The organism is Streptomyces sp. NPDC056486 (assembly GCF_042795295.1).
GTDB lineage: Bacteria > Actinomycetota > Actinomycetes > Streptomycetales > Streptomycetaceae > Streptomyces.
Map to the genome: position 1 here is coordinate 28,649 of NZ_JBHTSF010000075.1, position 15,334 is coordinate 43,982.

14 protein-coding genes are annotated in these 15,334 nt (G+C 68.0%); 8 read left to right on the forward strand and 6 right to left on the reverse strand.

Features of this window, described 5'->3' with window-relative positions:
• Positions 1-702: 702 nt before the first annotated feature.
• Positions 703-2,688 carry an N-6 DNA methylase gene (locus ACFQ7F_RS26550; RefSeq protein ID WP_383274924.1) on the forward strand — a complete coding sequence of 662 codons (1,986 nt, stop codon included), beginning with the start codon at positions 703-705 and terminating at the stop codon, positions 2,686-2,688.
• Between the two features lie 41 nt (positions 2,689-2,729).
• On the opposite strand, the gene ACFQ7F_RS26555 is transcribed toward ACFQ7F_RS26550, so the two are convergent.
• From ACFQ7F_RS26555 to ACFQ7F_RS26565, 3 genes are all read right to left on the reverse strand, one after another.
• Positions 2,730-3,914 carry a tyrosine-type recombinase/integrase gene (locus ACFQ7F_RS26555; RefSeq protein WP_383274926.1) on the reverse strand — a complete coding sequence of 395 codons (1,185 nt, stop codon included), beginning with the start codon at positions 3,912-3,914 and terminating at the stop codon, positions 2,730-2,732.
• Between the two features lie 40 nt (positions 3,915-3,954).
• Positions 3,955-4,104: a helix-turn-helix domain-containing protein gene (locus ACFQ7F_RS26560; RefSeq protein ID WP_383274928.1), complete on the reverse strand. Its 150-nt coding sequence runs from the start codon at positions 4,102-4,104 to the stop codon at positions 3,955-3,957.
• A gap of 848 nt (positions 4,105-4,952) precedes the next feature.
• On the reverse strand, positions 4,953-5,441 hold the full coding sequence (locus ACFQ7F_RS26565; RefSeq protein ID WP_383274931.1) for an ATP-binding protein: 489 nt from the start codon (positions 5,439-5,441) through the stop codon (positions 4,953-4,955).
• A 221-nt stretch (positions 5,442-5,662) separates the two neighbouring features.
• On the opposite strand from ACFQ7F_RS26565, the gene ACFQ7F_RS26570 reads away from it, so the two are divergent.
• On the forward strand, positions 5,663-6,508 hold the full coding sequence (locus ACFQ7F_RS26570) for a helix-turn-helix domain-containing protein (RefSeq protein ID WP_383274934.1): 846 nt from the start codon (positions 5,663-5,665) through the stop codon (positions 6,506-6,508).
• 10 nt (positions 6,509-6,518) lie between these two features.
• Positions 6,519-6,710: a DUF397 domain-containing protein gene (locus ACFQ7F_RS26575; RefSeq protein ID WP_383274936.1), complete on the forward strand. Its 192-nt coding sequence runs from the start codon at positions 6,519-6,521 to the stop codon at positions 6,708-6,710.
• A gap of 345 nt (positions 6,711-7,055) precedes the next feature.
• Here the strand turns inward: ACFQ7F_RS26575 and ychF are convergent, their stop codons facing one another.
• Positions 7,056-8,144 carry a redox-regulated ATPase YchF gene (ychF, locus tag ACFQ7F_RS26580; protein WP_383274939.1) on the reverse strand — a complete coding sequence of 363 codons (1,089 nt, stop codon included), beginning with the start codon at positions 8,142-8,144 and terminating at the stop codon, positions 7,056-7,058.
• A gap of 197 nt (positions 8,145-8,341) precedes the next feature.
• Between ychF and ACFQ7F_RS26585 the strand changes: the two genes are divergently transcribed.
• Complete coding sequence (locus ACFQ7F_RS26585; RefSeq protein WP_383274942.1) at positions 8,342-8,965, forward strand: DUF6542 domain-containing protein; 624 nt, start codon at positions 8,342-8,344, stop codon at positions 8,963-8,965.
• 38 nt (positions 8,966-9,003) lie between these two features.
• On the opposite strand, the gene ppgK is transcribed toward ACFQ7F_RS26585, so the two are convergent.
• Together ppgK and ACFQ7F_RS26595 are read right to left on the reverse strand one after the other, a co-directional pair.
• Positions 9,004-9,750, reverse strand: a complete 747-nt coding sequence (ppgK, locus tag ACFQ7F_RS26590; protein WP_383274945.1) for a polyphosphate--glucose phosphotransferase — start codon at positions 9,748-9,750, stop codon at positions 9,004-9,006.
• A 35-nt stretch (positions 9,751-9,785) separates the two neighbouring features.
• Positions 9,786-10,769 (reverse strand): 4-hydroxy-3-methylbut-2-enyl diphosphate reductase, encoded by a 984-nt coding sequence (locus tag ACFQ7F_RS26595; RefSeq protein WP_383274948.1) that lies wholly within the window; start codon positions 10,767-10,769, stop codon positions 9,786-9,788.
• An 84-nt stretch (positions 10,770-10,853) separates the two neighbouring features.
• On the opposite strand from ACFQ7F_RS26595, the gene ACFQ7F_RS26600 reads away from it, so the two are divergent.
• The 4 genes from ACFQ7F_RS26600 to ACFQ7F_RS26615 all read left to right on the forward strand — a co-directional run bounded on the left by ACFQ7F_RS26600 (position 10,854) and on the right by ACFQ7F_RS26615 (position 15,275).
• Complete coding sequence (locus tag ACFQ7F_RS26600; RefSeq protein ID WP_383274951.1) at positions 10,854-12,266, forward strand: APC family permease; 1,413 nt, start codon at positions 10,854-10,856, stop codon at positions 12,264-12,266.
• 549 nt (positions 12,267-12,815) lie between these two features.
• The gene (xseA, locus tag ACFQ7F_RS26605) at positions 12,816-14,084 is read left to right on the forward strand and encodes an exodeoxyribonuclease VII large subunit (protein ID WP_383274953.1); all 1,269 of its coding nucleotides are present in this window, start codon (positions 12,816-12,818) and stop codon (positions 14,082-14,084) included.
• 94 nt (positions 14,085-14,178) lie between these two features.
• A complete protein-coding gene (locus ACFQ7F_RS26610; RefSeq protein WP_383274956.1) occupies positions 14,179-14,445 on the forward strand; it encodes an exodeoxyribonuclease VII small subunit in 267 nt (88 codons plus the stop codon).
• Positions 14,446-14,684: 239 nt separating this feature from the next.
• On the forward strand, positions 14,685-15,275 hold the full coding sequence (locus ACFQ7F_RS26615; protein WP_383274959.1) for a malonic semialdehyde reductase: 591 nt from the start codon (positions 14,685-14,687) through the stop codon (positions 15,273-15,275).
• Positions 15,276-15,334: the final 59 nt, after the last annotated feature.

The following is a 15,334-nucleotide window of genomic DNA, read 5'->3' on the forward strand; positions in this document are numbered from 1 at the left end:
AACCGATACACCGACGGCCGGGGGCGCCGACTGCCTGATAGGCCTAGCCACGGCCTGCTCTGCGAACGCCGGACTGGCATCGGTCCCTCCCTTGCACGCTCGGAACAGACCGCCCGCGAACACCAGGTCACCGTGCCCCATAGGGATCACCCCAGCACATCAGACGTGGCTTGCGTCACACTCGCGACGCCCCCTGCGGCTGACTCGACGTCCGCTCCCGCACTTAACCGCACCTCACCAACAGCGAGAATCTCCGAGAGTCGCTTGCGCAGCACCACTGCGCAGTTGGCCTGTATGTCGGCCTGCAACTCCGACACACGCACACGTGGCTCCCTCCGACTGCTAACTTTCGTCTCACGAGGACTTCCGCTCGCAACTCGAAGGGTGGAGCCCGGCAGAACAAAAGTGCGCAGGCACACTGCGCAGTTCCACTCACGGGCGGGGGCTACGGAAAATGAAGGCGTTCTTCGATCTGCTGGGGAAGGCGATGCAGAGCACAGGAACCACAGTGCGTCTGTGCGTGCTCATGCTGGTCCCTGCGTCCGCATACGTCATCAGTCAACTGTATTGAGACGCTGGACCTAGGAGATGCCAATGGAAACAGCTGAAGCGAGAAGCCCCGCCACAGAAGTTGTTGACCGACTGTGGCGGGCGTACGTCCCCTTTCAGCGGGGTCGGAGCACGGACCGCGACCTCCCCGCGATGCTCGCGATCTTGATCCTCGCCAAATTCATCGCCTCGGCGAGCGAACTGGAGGGCGAGCTCGTCAAACGATGGAACAGAGCTGTCGCAGAAGCGCCCCTCGGGTATTCCCCCCTGAGGGACCTGCGCTCCGCTCTTCACCTCGCCGCCAGGAACGATCAGTTTCCCGCCCGCGCCGTCGAGCATCTGGAGAATGTCTTTCCCGACGGCGACGAGGCAACGAGCGACCTGCCATGGACGGCTGCCTTTCTGTCTGCACTCCAACAGCCCCCGACAGCGGCTGAGTCCGGACTTGAAGAAGTCAGCAACTTGCTCATAGAGCGTTACGTCACGGAAAGCTCCGCCCCGACAGGCGAGTACTACACACCGCGCGCCCTCACGCGCCTGCTTACCGATTCGGTGTCGCCCCAGCCTGGCGATCGTGTGCTGGACCCCTCTTGCGGAACTGGAGGGTTCCTCGTCGCCGCCGCACAGCACATTGCGGAGAAGGGATCCGTCAGTGACGCCTCGTTCGAGGGCTACGCCATGGATCACCGTAACCCCGACCTGGCCGTGCTGAACCTGGCCATCCACGGCATCGACCGGCCCCTGGTCCGCGCCTCAGATCCTGCCGCACTGTTCCGTAGTCTGGGCAACGGAATGGCTGATTACGTACTGGCCAACCCGCCGTTCAACCAGCGCGTCCAAAACCTTGAACATATCGGCTGGCCCTTCGGGTCACCGCCTGAGTCAAACGCGAACTTCGCCTGGCTCCAGCTTGCGTGGAGCCGGCTGAGCAAAAAGGGCAAGGCAGCCCTGATCATGCCGTCCGGCGCCGCCTCCGCACGCGGTCGAGAGGCGGAAATCCGCAAGAGGATGCTGACGGGAGGCGCACTTCTCGCCGTCGTCGCGCTACCGGCCAATCTCTTTGCCCACACGACCGTTCCCGTGCACCTGTGGCTGCTGGCCCGCGACAAAACCCGCCACGTGCCCACCGGGGAAACCGATTCCGTGCTCTTTGTAGACGCAAGTCGACTCGGCGTGCAGGGTACGCGACAGGAGCATGTGCTCGGTACTGCGGCTAGGGAACACATCGTCAGCCGGTTCCACGCATGGCTGCGATCCCCCCGCGCGACCGCAGACGAACCTGGCTTCTCCCGTTCCGTGTCGTACGGCGAGATTCTGGAAAACGACGGCTGTCCCTTCGACCCCCGGCTGTACGTAACGCCAACGCAGGAGCGACCCGCCGCAGCGCTCGACACGCGGCACCTGCTCGACGAATTGACGCAAAGAGCTGCGACGACAGTCGAAGCGACTCCCCGCCTGAGTAGGAGCTTCGACCTGAGCGAGCGCGCAGCCCATAGCGTCACCGAAACGCCGCGAGTGCCGCTCCGATCCGTCGTGGAGGGCACCGTGCAAGGAGCATTCGACGCCCCGGCCCCTGGCCTGCTACTCGCGGGGCCATCGGGAAGCCTGATCCGCGCCGACCACTACGTCGATGCTGGTGGTGTCCCTGTCGTGATGCCCAAGGACCTCACTGGGAACGGCTTCAGCACCGCAAGCATCAAACACATCAGTGAGCGACAAGCCACGGCGCTGGAGCGCTTCCGCCTCCAACTGGGCGACGTTGTCCTGGCCCGGCGCGGAGAGCTGGGGCGAGCCGCCGTTGTCCGCGAGGAGCAGCACGGCTGGGTGTGCGGCACCGGATGCTTCCTGCTACGTCCGTCCGCTGTGCTCGACGCCGACTACTTCGCCGCATACCTGCGCGGCCAAGAGGCACGGACATGGCTCGAGTCACACTCAACCGGGAGCATGAACATGAAGACCATCTCTCTCAGCGCACTCAGCGACTTGCCCGTTGTGCTGCCCGACCTCGCGACCCAGCAGGCGATCGCCGACACCATGGCTCAGCTTGACGCACATGAGCACCTGCTGCGCGAGCAACTCGACCTGACTCGGCAAATCCGAAGCGGTGCCCTAAACGGCGGCATCATGCCCACGCCATAGCCGCCCACACTGGCAAACGCGTCAAGCTACGGCGTCGACCCTCACGCAGGGCTCAAGGGACGCAGCGCGCTCTGCATGATCGTGCGGCAGCGGCCCCAGGACGCCGGGACGAGGTGCCCGTAGACGTCGACGGTGGTCTTGATGGAGCGGTGGCCGAGCCAGCGGGAGACCTCGTGGATGGGGATGCCGTGGGCGAGGGCGGTGGAGGCGAAGAAGTGCCGCAGGCCGTGCGGTGTGAACTTGGGGCTGCCGTCGGGTTTGGTGATCCCGGCTTCGGTCAAGGCCTTGCGGAAGTGGTAGCTGTAGGTGTTGGCGGTGGGCATGGTCCCTTTGCCGCGCTCGCGTGGGGCGAAGAGGACCTCCACGCCCTTGACCGTCGTCGTGCCCCAGGTTTGTAGATGGGCCTCGATCTCGTTGTCGAGGAAGGCGGGGGTGGGGATGTCCCGGTACTCGCCTTCGGCCCGGTGCTTGAGCGGGGTGAACCGGGTGACGCAATCGTTCCGGTGGGCCTTGGCGCTGACTTGGCGGCGGATGCGGATGAAGCCGTCGCGGTGGCTGTCGGCGGAGAAGCCCAGGGTCTCGCTGATCCGCAGCCCGGCCCCGGCCTGCAAATAGATGGTGAGCCGGTACTGGGGCGCGATCTGCTTGGCGATGAGGTCCACCTCGTGGAGGGTGGGGATCTCGTCCTCGTCGACCGCGTGGGAGCCGGTGCGCGGCAGCTTGATTCCTTCGGTGGGGTCGTCGGGACGCCGCTTCTCCTTCATCGCGGTCTTGAAGATGCTGGTCACCATCTTCATGCGGTCGCAGACCGTGGCGGCGGCGAGCTTCTTGCTGAGGGCGGCCACGAACGTCTCGATGTCCTTGGTCTGGATCCCGATGACACTCTTGTCGCCCAGGGCGGGGAGTAGGTGAATGCGCAGGAAGCTCTCGTAGTTGCGCCAGGTGCCGTCGGCGACGACCTGGCGGTCCAGCCAGTCGGGGGCGTAGTCGCGAAGTGGGATGTCGCCGCGCTTGGGGTCGAGGTAGAAGCCCTCGTACTTGTCGCGGTCCAGGCGTTGGGCGAAGGCGTCGGCCTGGTTCTTCTTCTCGAAGCTCGGCTGCCGTTCGGCGCGCGCGCCGAACGGTTCGCGGTAGCGGACGGTCCACGGGTGACTGCAACGGATCTGCGCGCACGGGTAGTTACTGTTGCGCTTGTCGCTCTTGCAACGCTGATAGATGGTGGCCACGGGCGTTTGTGTCCTCCTCACAGGCCGGCGCGGGCGCGCGTCAGCCGTAGTGCTCGTCGAGATAGTGGGTTACGTCGCGTACGCGGAACCGCAGCAGGCGTCCGACCTTCTGCGGCGGGATGCCCCACAGCCGGTACTTGTTCCTGACGGTGGCCTGGCTGATCCGCAGCCACTCCGCGACCTCTTCCACGGTCAGCAGCCGATCGCCTCCGCCTGTGTCGGAGCATCCGCGATCCGTGGTGCGGCGGGGGTGTCCGCCGCCCGTTCCTTTCCGGGAGTTGGCGATGGGCGGGGTAGGCGGCGACGGGACAGCCGCCTGTCCGGGGGTGGGCCATGGACGCTCCACGGCATCGGTCCCGTCAAGCGCGGGAACGGGTATGCGCGGACCGTCGTCGACAGGGCGGCTATTGCGCGGCACAGTCACACCCCCTCCCCCACCGCTGCGAGTTGGACGATGCGGGCGGCAAGGGGCTGGGCATCCGAGTGCCGCTGGAACACGGGGTGTCTCGACGAACGGCATGCGCGAGTGTTCGGGTCATACCTTCTATGGAGAAAAAAGCGGTCGAGTGTGCCACACGATCACCCGGCGTCGCATGTGCCCGCAGCCGTGCGGCCGACCACAGCGGATCGGGACAGAGTCTTCCGCCGATATGCAGGCTGGCCTCGATTCGTGTGGCAGATCGGGCCGTGAGCTGGGAAGACGAGGCACCGCGGGTGCTCCCTTGCAAGCAGGACGCCGGACGGGACGACCGTGACAGGAGCAGGGGCCGGACGCCGCGCAGGCAACGGGACCCTCCCCCGTCTCGCTCGCGAAGCCAGGGGCGGGACCTGCTGGAGACGGCCACGCCCTCCTTCTGCAAGAAGGCCCACTGCCCCTCAGTCACATCCTCGAACCGATCGGTCGGGCATCAAGAACTTCGACGCCCGCCGATCCGGTCTTCCCGCCGTCGATCTGGAGCTGTCCGCAGGTTGCTCACTGCACCCGTGCCGGCCGATTCACCAGACACCGATCGCAACGACCGATCGAAGCCGCGATCATCAGCCCCGGGCGGCCCCGCCCCAGGCGCCACCACCCCATCGGTCCGCGTCACCGCACTCGGCCCACAGCAGCTTGCCGCCGTGCCCGCCCGGGAACGAGTACGCGCCCCAGTCATTCGCGTAGGCCCGCACCAGAAACAGCCCACGTCCGCCCTCCGCACACGCGTCGGCACGCGGCCCGCCCCGCTTGAACCCCGGAGGGATCTTCGGGTCACCGTCCCAGACCGCCACGCGGACCCGCCCCGGATCCGAGACGCCGGGACTGAGACGTAGGGCGTATGGGCCTTTGGTGTGGAGGTGCGCATTGGTCAGCAGCTCTGAACCCAACAGCTCGGCGTCCTCGACAAGTTCGGCCCCGTCGTGGGCTTCGAGGACCAGCCGGAGGAGGGCGCGGGCGATGCCGGGGGCGCGGGGGTCGTGGGGAAGCTGGAGGGTGTACGCGCCTGGGAACAGGCCGGGGCTGGCCGGAAGCGGGGATACGGTGGCCATGGAAGTCTCCGTTCGATTGGGCGAGTTGGAGTGTCGACCGAGTGGATCGCGTCAGCCGGTGCCCAGTGACCAGGTCGCTCCGTCGAGCGGGATGCTTCTGGGCGAGGCGCCTATTTCGAAGGTAGCGGAGGCATCTAAGGTATTAGACCCAAAGGCTAGAATTCATTAGACGTTCCATCGTGTGGGTGACACGGCGGCGGAAAGAGTGAGCGACATTGGCAATGCGGGGCAGCCCAACTGGGCGTCAACTTCGGCTCGGTAGCGAACTACGGAAGCTGCGAGAGCGGGCGGGATTGTCGTCCACAGAGGCCGCACAGAGCCTCGGCATCAAGCAGAACCAGGTCAGCAACATCGAAGCCGGTCGGCACGGGGTCAGCCCGGAGCGCGTTCGCACCATGGCCTGCCGCTACGACTGCTCGAACGAGGCGCTGGTCGATGCACTGGCGGAAATCGCCAACGGGCGGGCGCGCGGCTGGTGGGAGGAGTACCGCGAGCTATTGCCCGACGGCATGCTCGACCTTGCCGAAGTCGAGCACCATTCGGTGCGCCTGCGGGCCGGGATCACCGCTCATATCCCCGGCCTCCTGCAGATCCACGACCACGCCCGCGAAGTCTTCCGCCAAGTCGTCCCGGAACTGTCGCCCCCCGAGGTGGAGCACCGACTCTCTTTCCGCATCAAGCGGCAAGCCGTCCTCTTCGGCGAGCCGCCGGTGCCGTATCAGGCGATCATTCACGAAGCGGCCCTGCACATGCAGTTCGGCGGCCCTTCAGTCACAGCGCGCCAGTTGCAACATGTGCTGGACATGAGTGAACGGGACCACATCCAAGTGGGAGTAATCCCCTTCACCGCAGGTGCCTACCCTGGCTCCGGACAATCGATCCTCTACGCCGAAGGGCCAGTACCTCAGCTCGACACCGTGCACCTGGATCAATCCCATGGCGCCGCCCTCATTTGCGCAGAGGCTCAACTCGGTAAATACCGCATGCTCTTGGCCCGCATAGAGGACAAGGCACTGTCGCCCAGCGCTTCGCGGGACCTGATCCTCTCGATCGTCCACAACCTGTGAGGGAGCCCAAATGCCCACTCGTAACTGGCAGAAGTCGTCCTATTGCGGCGAAGGCGAAGCCTGCCTTCATGTCGCCGTCGACGCCGACCGTGTCCAGGTGACCGAATCCGCCGACCCCCGTGAATCCATACTCACCGCCACCCCCGCCGCCTTCTCCGCACTCCTTTCCCTGATGAAGCCGAAGGCCTCCCATAGCGACTAACAGTCCTGCGTAACGGTCGCGCGACCCCACCCAGCGGCCCACCCGGGGGCGCCGGGGGCCATTCACGCACCCCGACACCCCCTGGCGCGAACGCCGGAAACGCTCGGCCGACACGGGCGTACACCCCGCCCCCGCACACCTCTCCCCCGCTGGTTCACCATTCAGCGTCACCCAGCCAACATCCAGCCACCGTGCGGAGAACGACGGATGACGACAGGTGATGAGCCGTCAGGTCAGCCAGCCAGATTCCAGCCGCGGGTACGCGAACGGGGTCGCCCCGAAATCAGGACGACCCCATCTGACCTGGCTGTTTGCTAAACCGCCGGATCCACGGTAATGCGTGGCCTATACATTGAAACGGAACTCCACGACGTCCCCGTCCTGCATCACGTACTCCTTGCCCTCCATGCGCGCCTTGCCCTTCGCGCGGGCCTCGGCGACCGAGCCCGTTTCGACCAGGTCCTCGAAGGAGATGACCTCGGCCTTGATGAAGCCCTTCTGGAAGTCCGTGTGGATGACGCCCGCGGCCTCGGGGGCCGTCGCTCCCTGGGGGATCGTCCAGGCGCGGGACTCCTTGGGGCCTGCCGTGAGGTACGTCTGGAGGCCGAGCGTGCGGAAGCCGACGTGGGCGAGGGTGGCCAGGCCGGGCTCTTCCTGGCCTACCGACTGGAGGAGTTCGAGGGCCTCGTCCTCTTCAAGCTCCACGAGGTCCGACTCCAGCTTGGCGTTGAGGAAGATCGCCTCCGCGGGGGCGACCAGTGCGCTCTGCGCGGCCTTGAACTCGTCGTCCGTCAGCTCGTCCTCGTCGACGTTGAAGACGTAGAGGAAGGGCTTCGTCGTGAGGAGGTGGAGGTCGTGGAGGAGTTCCTCCCGGCCGGAGCCCTGGACGATGCCTGCCGAGGAGAGCGTGTCGCCCTTCTCCAGGATCGCCTGGGCCTCCTCGATCGCCTTCACCTTCGGACCGACGTCCTTCTTGATCCGCGACTCCTTCTGGAGGCGGGGAAGAACCTTCTCGATGGTCTGGAGGTCGGCGAGGATCAGCTCGGTGTTGATCGTCTCGATGTCGTCCTTGGGCGAGACCTTGCCGTCCACGTGCACGACGTTCTCGTCCTTGAAGGCGCGGATGACCTGGCAGATCGCGTCCGACTCGCGGATGTTCGCGAGGAACTTGTTGCCCAGGCCCTCGCCCTCGCTCGCGCCGCGCACGATGCCCGCGATGTCGACGAAGTCGACCGTCGCCGGAAGGACCTTCTGCGAGGAAAAGATCTCGGCCAGTTTCGTGAGGCGGGGGTCCGGGACGCCCACCACGCCGACATTCGGCTCGATCGTGGCGAACGGATAGTTGGCCGCAAGCACGTCGTTCTTGGTCAGGGCGTTGAACAGGGTCGACTTGCCGACATTGGGCAGACCGACGATTCCGATCGTGAGCGACACGTTGCGACTTCCCGTACGTGAGTGCTGGGGGTGGACGGCCCGGAGGGCCGGAGCGACCGTAGGGCGATCCCCCAGTCTACGGCGTGCGGGCCCCGCACTCGTCGGCGTATCGCTCTCCTATCGAACGCTTGGCCAAGGTCGGCCAAAGCGCGTGTCCCAGGCCGGATTATCGGTACGGCTCGACCTAGGTTGGTCCGGTGGAGCAACACAGGACGCGTCCCCCTCAGCCTCCGGCCCGGCCGCGACGCACCGCACCCCTGCCCCCGCAGGGCAGGCCCGCCGATCCGGCGACGGTCTACCGCGCCGCGTCCCGCCCCGGCCGCCCCGTCCCTCCCTTCATCCGCAAGCTGCACGCGCTACCGGTCTACCGCTCGCTGCGCGGCATGCCGAACCCACGTCTCACGGGGCTCGGCAGCGGGCTCTTCTGCGCCGCGACGATGTTCCTGCTCGCCTGTCTGCTGTGGCTGCTCTTCGGCAGTTCGGTCGTCGCGTACGGCGTGCTCTTCCTGCCCGTGAGCGCGCTGACCGCGCTCTGGGTACGCCCGGCCGACCTGGTGACCGCGCCGGTGGCCGCGCCGATCGCCTTCGCCGTCGGGCTCCTGCCTATCTCGGGCGGCAGCGGTGGCTTCGGCGGGCACTTCATGGGGCTGATCACCTCGCTCGCGATGCACGCGGGGTGGCTGTACGGCGGGACGCTGGTCGCCGCTCTCATCGTGACCGTGCGCAGGATCAAGCTCATGGCGCAGCGGCGGCGGGCACGGGCCGGCGCCCCCGCCGCCACCGGGCCGCGAGGGCCCAAGCGGCGGATGCCGACGGCGTAGGGCCCAGGGGGCGGGCGGGCTTCGGAGAGGCGGGCTTGCTACGCCGCCTCCGCCGCCGCCATCGCCGCGCCCACGATGCCCGCGTTGTTCTGCAGCTCCGCGGGGACGATCTCGGCCTTGATGTCCTTGATCAGCGGCAGGAACTTGTGGGACTTGCGGCTCACGCCGCCGCCGATGATGAACAGCTCCGGCGAGAACAGCATCTCCACGTGCGCCAGATACTTCTGGACGCGGTGCGCCCAGTGCTCCCAGGAGAGGTCCTCGTCCTCCTTGGCCTTGGACGAAGCACGCTTCTCCGCGTCGTGCCCGTGCAGCTCCAGGTGGCCGAGCTCGGTGTTCGGGACAAGGCGGCCGCCGGTGAACAGGGCGCTGCCGATGCCGGTACCGAGGGTGAGCAGGATGACGGTGCCCTTGTGGCCGCGGCCCGCGCCGAAGTGCATCTCGGCGACGCCCGCCGCGTCCGCGTCGTTCAGGACAGTGACGGGGACGTCGCCGCCGAGCCGGTCCGAGACCAGCTTCTGGATGTCCGTGCCGATCCAGCTCTTGTCGACGTTGGCCGCCGTGCGTGCCGTGCCGCCGGTGATCACACCGGGGAACGTGGCACCCACGGGGCCTTTCCATTCGAAGTGCTCGATGACCTCACGCACCTTGTCGGCCACGCCGTCGGGCGTGGCCGGATGCGGGGTCAGCACTTTGTGCCGCTCTTGTGCCAGGTCTCCCCGGTCCAGGTCAACGGGAGCACCCTTGATCCCGGATCCGCCGATGTCCACACCGAAGATCTGCATGCGACCCACGGTACGGCCACTGTCCGGCCCCCGCGTTACTTCTGTGACAGCTCGGCGGCCTCGGCGCGCAGGTCGCGGCGGAGCTCCTTCGGCAGCGAGAAGGTGATCGACTCGTCGGCCGTCTTCACCGTCTCCACGTCTCCGTAGCCCCGCTCGGACAGCCACTCGATGACGCCGTCCACCAGGACGTCCGGCACGGAGGCACCCGAGGTGAGGCCGACCGTGGTCACGCCCTCGAGCCACGCCTCGTCGATCTCCTCGGCGTTGTCGACGAGGTGCGACGCGGGGGCGCCCGCGTCGAGGGCGACCTCGACCATGCGGATCGAGTTCGATGAGTTCTTGGAGCCGACGACGATGACCAGCTCGGCGTCCTCGGCCAGCTTCTTCACCGCGATCTGACGGTTCTGCGTCGCGTAGCAGATGTCGTCGCTCGGCGGGGAGATCAGGCCCGGGAACTTGGTCTTGAGGGCGTCGACCGTCTCCATGGTCTCGTCGACCGAAAGCGTGGTCTGGGAGAGCCAGACGACCCTGTCCGGGTCACGGACCTCGACGTTCGCGACGTCATCGGGGCCGTCGACGAGCGTGATGTGGTCGGGCGCCTCACCGGACGTGCCGATGACTTCCTCGTGACCCTCGTGGCCGATCAGGAGGATGTCGAAGTCGTCCTTGGCGTACCGGACGGCTTCCTTGTGGACCTTCGTGACCAGGGGGCACGTCGCGTCGATCGTCGCGAGTTTGCGCTCGGCGGCCTCCGCGTGGACCGTCGGCGCCACTCCGTGCGCGGAGAACATGACGATGGAGCCCTCGGGGACCTCGTCCGTCTGGTCGACGAAGATCGCACCCTTCTTCTCGAGGGTCTGCACCACGTACTTGTTGTGAACGATCTCGTGGCGGACATAGATCGGAGACCCGTACTGCTCAAGGGCCTTCTCGACGGCGATCACGGCACGGTCCACACCCGCGCAATAGCCGCGGGGGGCGGCGAGCAGGACTCGGCGGGCAGGAGTCGAAGCAGTCATGCCCCCATCGTAAGGCCGAGCCCAGCGCGTCAAAGATCGCCTTCTTGGGGAGACTGGAGGCCTGCGTTCACTTACGGAGGCACGATGTCCGGTTACTCCGACACCTCAGGCAGCTCAGGCAGCTCAGGCACGACGGCCGGTGGCGCCCATCCCGGCACCGCCGACGAGGGCGACGGCCTGCGCCGCAGTCTCGGTTTCCGTGATCTTGTCGTCTACGGATTGCTGTTCATCGCCCCGATGGCGCCGGTCGGAGTCTTCGGGACGCTCGACGCCAAGTCGCACGGTGCCGTGGCGCTCGTCTACATCATCGCCACGATCGCGATGGCGTTCACCGCGTTCAGCTACGCCCAGATGGTGAAGGTCGTCCCCCAGGCGGGTTCGGTCTTCGCCTACGCGCGCGCGGGGCTCGGCAACGGCCCCGGATTCATCGCCGGGTGGATGGCGATGCTCGACTATCTCCTCATCCCCGCCGTCGCCTATCTCTTCTCCGGGATCGCGATGGAGGCCCTGGTGCCCTCCGTCTCCCGGTGGGTGTGGACGGCGATCGCGGTCCTGGTGACGACCGCGCTGAACCTGTGGGGAGTACGGGCCGCGGCGCGGGTCGGGTTCCTGGTCCTCGCCATGGAGATCGTGGTTCTTCTGGTCTTTGTGGTGTCGGCGATCGTCGTCCTGGCGCGGGACGGGGCGCAGCGGGACTGGCTCTCGCCGCTGAGCGGAGACGGCTCGCAGGGCTCGTTCGCGCTGGCCGCCGTCGTGGGCGCGGTGTCGGTCGCGGTGCTCTCGTATCTGGGCTTCGACGCGATCGCCTCGTTCGCGGAGGAGGTGACGGGGGGCTCGGCGAAGGTGGCGCGGGCGGTGCTGTTCTGTCTGGCGCTCGCCGGTGTGCTGTTCATCGCCCAGACGTATCTGGTGGCGCTTCTGGAGCCGATGTCGTCCGCGGAGCTCGCGGCCAAGCCCGCTGCCCAAGGGTCCGCTTTCTACGATGCTGTCGACTCGGCCGTCGGGGACTGGCTGCATGACCTGGTGGCCGTCAGCAAGGCGATCGGTGCGGCGTTCGCCGCGCTGGCCGGGCAGGCCGCTGCGGGGCGGCTGCTGTACGCCATGGCGCGTGACCGGCGGCTTCCCGGGGCCCTGTCGAAGACCGATTCCGGTACGCCGCGGCTCGCGCTGCTGTGCGCGGCTGTCGTGACGCTGGTGGCGGCGGTGTGGGCGGCTCGGCGGGACGACGGGATGGATCACCTGGTCTCGGTGGTCAATGTCGGTGCGTTGACGGCGTTCGTGTTGTTGCACGCGAGCGTGGTGGGGTGGTTCGCCGTTCAGCGGCACGGGGGTGCTGTGAGCTGGTGGCGGCACTTGGTGGTCCCCGTGCTGGGGGCGGCTATCACCGTCGCGGTGATTGTGGAGGCTGCGGGGTCCGCGCAGGTGGTGGGCTTGATCTGGTTCGTCGTGGGGCTCGCGGTGCTGTTGGGCCAGCGGGCCCGGCGCGGGGAGTCCTAGGCCTGGCGGGTGCCCTGGACCGCCGCTTCGCGGCGGATGTCTCCCGCCCGCCCACCCGGCACCCCGTGTCCGGTCCTCAGCGTAGGAGCGGGTGAGGAGGCCGGAGGCCGGCGGGCGAGTCCTGAGCGTGGGAGCGGCGGAAGGCGCACAGCCCGGGGAGCGAGTGCCGCGCGGGAGCGGGGGGCTGACGCGGGGTGATGGGCGGGTGGGTGGGGAAGCGCGTGTCCTCCGCGTGGGAGCGGGGGCTGACGCGGGTAATGGGCGGGTGGGTGGGAGAGCTCGCGTCACCCACGCGGGAGCGGGGGCTGACGCGGGTAATGGGCGCGGGTGGGTGGGGAAGCGCGTGTCCCCCACGCGGCAGCGGCGATCAACGCGGGGTAGTGGGCGGGTGGATGGGGAAGCGCGTGTCGCCCGTGCGGCAGCGGGGGCTGACGCGGGGTGATGGGCGGGTGGGTGGGAGAGTTCCTGTCGCCCGCGCGGGAAGCAGTGGGCGGGGTTTCGTCGTAGCGGGAAACCGGTCCTGTCAGAGGGGGCCGATACGCTCGGTGCATGGCTTTGAACACGTCTGCTGATGCCCCGCTGCCCGTGGGCGAGGTGTCGCGGCTCATCGGCGGGTGGATCGACCGGCTCGGTGCCGTGTGGGTCGAGGGGCAGATCACCCAGCTGTCCCGCAGGCCCGGCGCCGGTGTGGTCTTCATGACGCTGCGCGACCCGTCGCACGACATCTCCGTCAGCGTCACCTGCTACCGCCAGGTGTTCGACGCCGTCGCGGACGTCGTCTCCGAGGGCGCCCGAGTCGTCGTCCACGCCAAGCCCGAGTGGTACGCGCCCCGGGGGCAGCTGTCCCTGCGGGCCGTCGAGATAAAGCCCGTCGGAGTGGGCGAACTGCTCGCGCGGATCGAGCAGTTGAAGAAGAGCCTCGCCGGGGAAGGCCTGTTCGCGGCCGACCGGAAGAAGGCGCTGCCCTTCCTGCCGCAGCTCATCGGGCTCGTCACCGGCCGCGCATCCGCCGCCGAGCGGGACGTCCTCGAGAACGCCCGGCACCGTTGGCCCGCCGTCCGCTTCGAGGTGCGCAACGTCCCCGTCCAGGGTGTGCATGCCGTGCCACAGGTCGTGCAGGCCGTGAAGGAACTCGACGGGCTCGACGCGGTGGACGTGATCATCGTGGCGCGGGGCGGCGGCAGCGTGGAGGATCTGCTGCCGTTCTCGGACGAGCAGCTCGTGCGAGCCGTCGCCTCCTGCCGTACGCCCGTCGTCTCCGCGATCGGGCACGAGCCGGACAGCCCGTTGCTCGATTACGTGGCGGACCTCCGCGCCTCCACCCCGACCGACGCCGCCAAGAAGGTCGTGCCGGACGTCGGCGAGGAGTACGAGCGCGTGCGGTGGCTGCGGGACCGGGCCCGGCGCTGCATGGACGCCTATCTCGACCGCGAGGACCGCGGCCTGGCGCACGCCCTTGCCCGCCCCTCCATGGAGAACCCGCACCGCATGATCGAGGAGCGCGAGGAGCAGGTCTCGGCGCTCGTCGACCGCAGCCGCCGCACGCTCGGGCACCTTCTGGACCGCGCGGAGTCGGAGCTGACGCACACCCACGCGCGCGTGGTGGGCCTCTCCCCCGCCGCGACGCTCCAGCGGGGGTACGCGGTGTTGCAGAAGGCGGACGGCTCGGTGGTGCGGGTCGCGGAAGAGGTGGCCGCCGACGAGGAGCTGCGGGCACGGGTCGCCGACGGCGAGTTCACCGTACGAGCCGTAGCCCCCGCAGCCGCAGCCGTAGCCGTAGAACCCCAGAAGGCGAAGAAAGCGAAGAAGGCCCAGTAGGCGAACCCGCCGAGCAGGACGCGCAGGCTGCACGGGCCGCGCACAGGCCACGCAAGCCGCACAGGCCGTACGAACCGACATTTAGGGTGGGCACATGACCAGCAAGACGGACGAGGCCACGAGCCCGGCGGACGCACTCGGCTACGAGCAGGCACGGGACGAGCTCATCGAGGTCGTACGCCGCCTGGAGGCGGGCGGCACCACGCTCGAGGAGTCGCTCGCCCTGTGGGAGCGCGGCGAGGAGCTGGCAAAGGTGTGCCGCCGCTGGCTGGACGGCGCCCGCGCCCGCCTGGACGCGGCCCTGGCGGGGCCCGACGGAGACGGCGACGAGGGCGAGGACAAGGGCGAGGGCGACGCCTGAGGCCGGGCCTCCCCCGCGACCTGCACCCACCCCACTCACCCCCACTCATCCCCACTCACCTGCACTCACCTGCACCTGCACCCGCTCCCACCCCTGCTCCCGGACCTGGTGCGTTGTGAAGCGGATCACCAAGCGGCCGATTTGGTTGAAACTTAAACCGCAACGTCGTACGGTCGATCCCGGAAGCTGATCCACGCTCCCCGCACGCACAGCACGCAACGCACCGAGAAGGTTGATCCATGTCTCTCGTCCTTGACCCCGCCGCACAGGACCTGCTCTTCCGCGAGGCCCGCACCGCGAACTCCTTCACCGATGAGCCGGTCACCGAAGAGCAGGTCCAGGCGATCTACGACCTGGTCAAGTTCGGCCCGACCGCCTTCAACCTGTCGTCGCTGCGCATCACGCTGGTCCGCTCCCCCGAGGCCCGCGAGCGCCTGGTCCAGCACATGGCCGAGGGCAACCAGCCGAAGACCGCGTCCGCCCCGCTCGTCGCGATCCTCTCCGCGGACAACGAGTTCCACGAGGAGCTGCCGGCGCTCTTCCCGCACTTCCCGCAGGCCAAGGACGTGTTCTTCTCGGAGCGCCCGGCCCGCGAAGGTGCCGCGCAGCTCAACGCCGCGCTCCAGGCCGCCTACTTCATCATCGGCGTGCGCGCCGCCGGCCTGGCCGCGGGCCCGATGACCGGCTTCGACGCCGCCGGTGTCCAGAAGGAGTTCCTGGACGGCGACCACACCCCGCTGATGGTCGTCAACATCGGCAAGCCGGCCGAGAACGCCTGGTTCCCGCGCTCCCCGCGCCTCGAGTTCGACCAGGTCATCGAGACCGTCTAAAGCTCAGCCAGACAAGTAGCCAGACAGGTAGTACGAGTGAGGGCCCCGGCGATATCGCC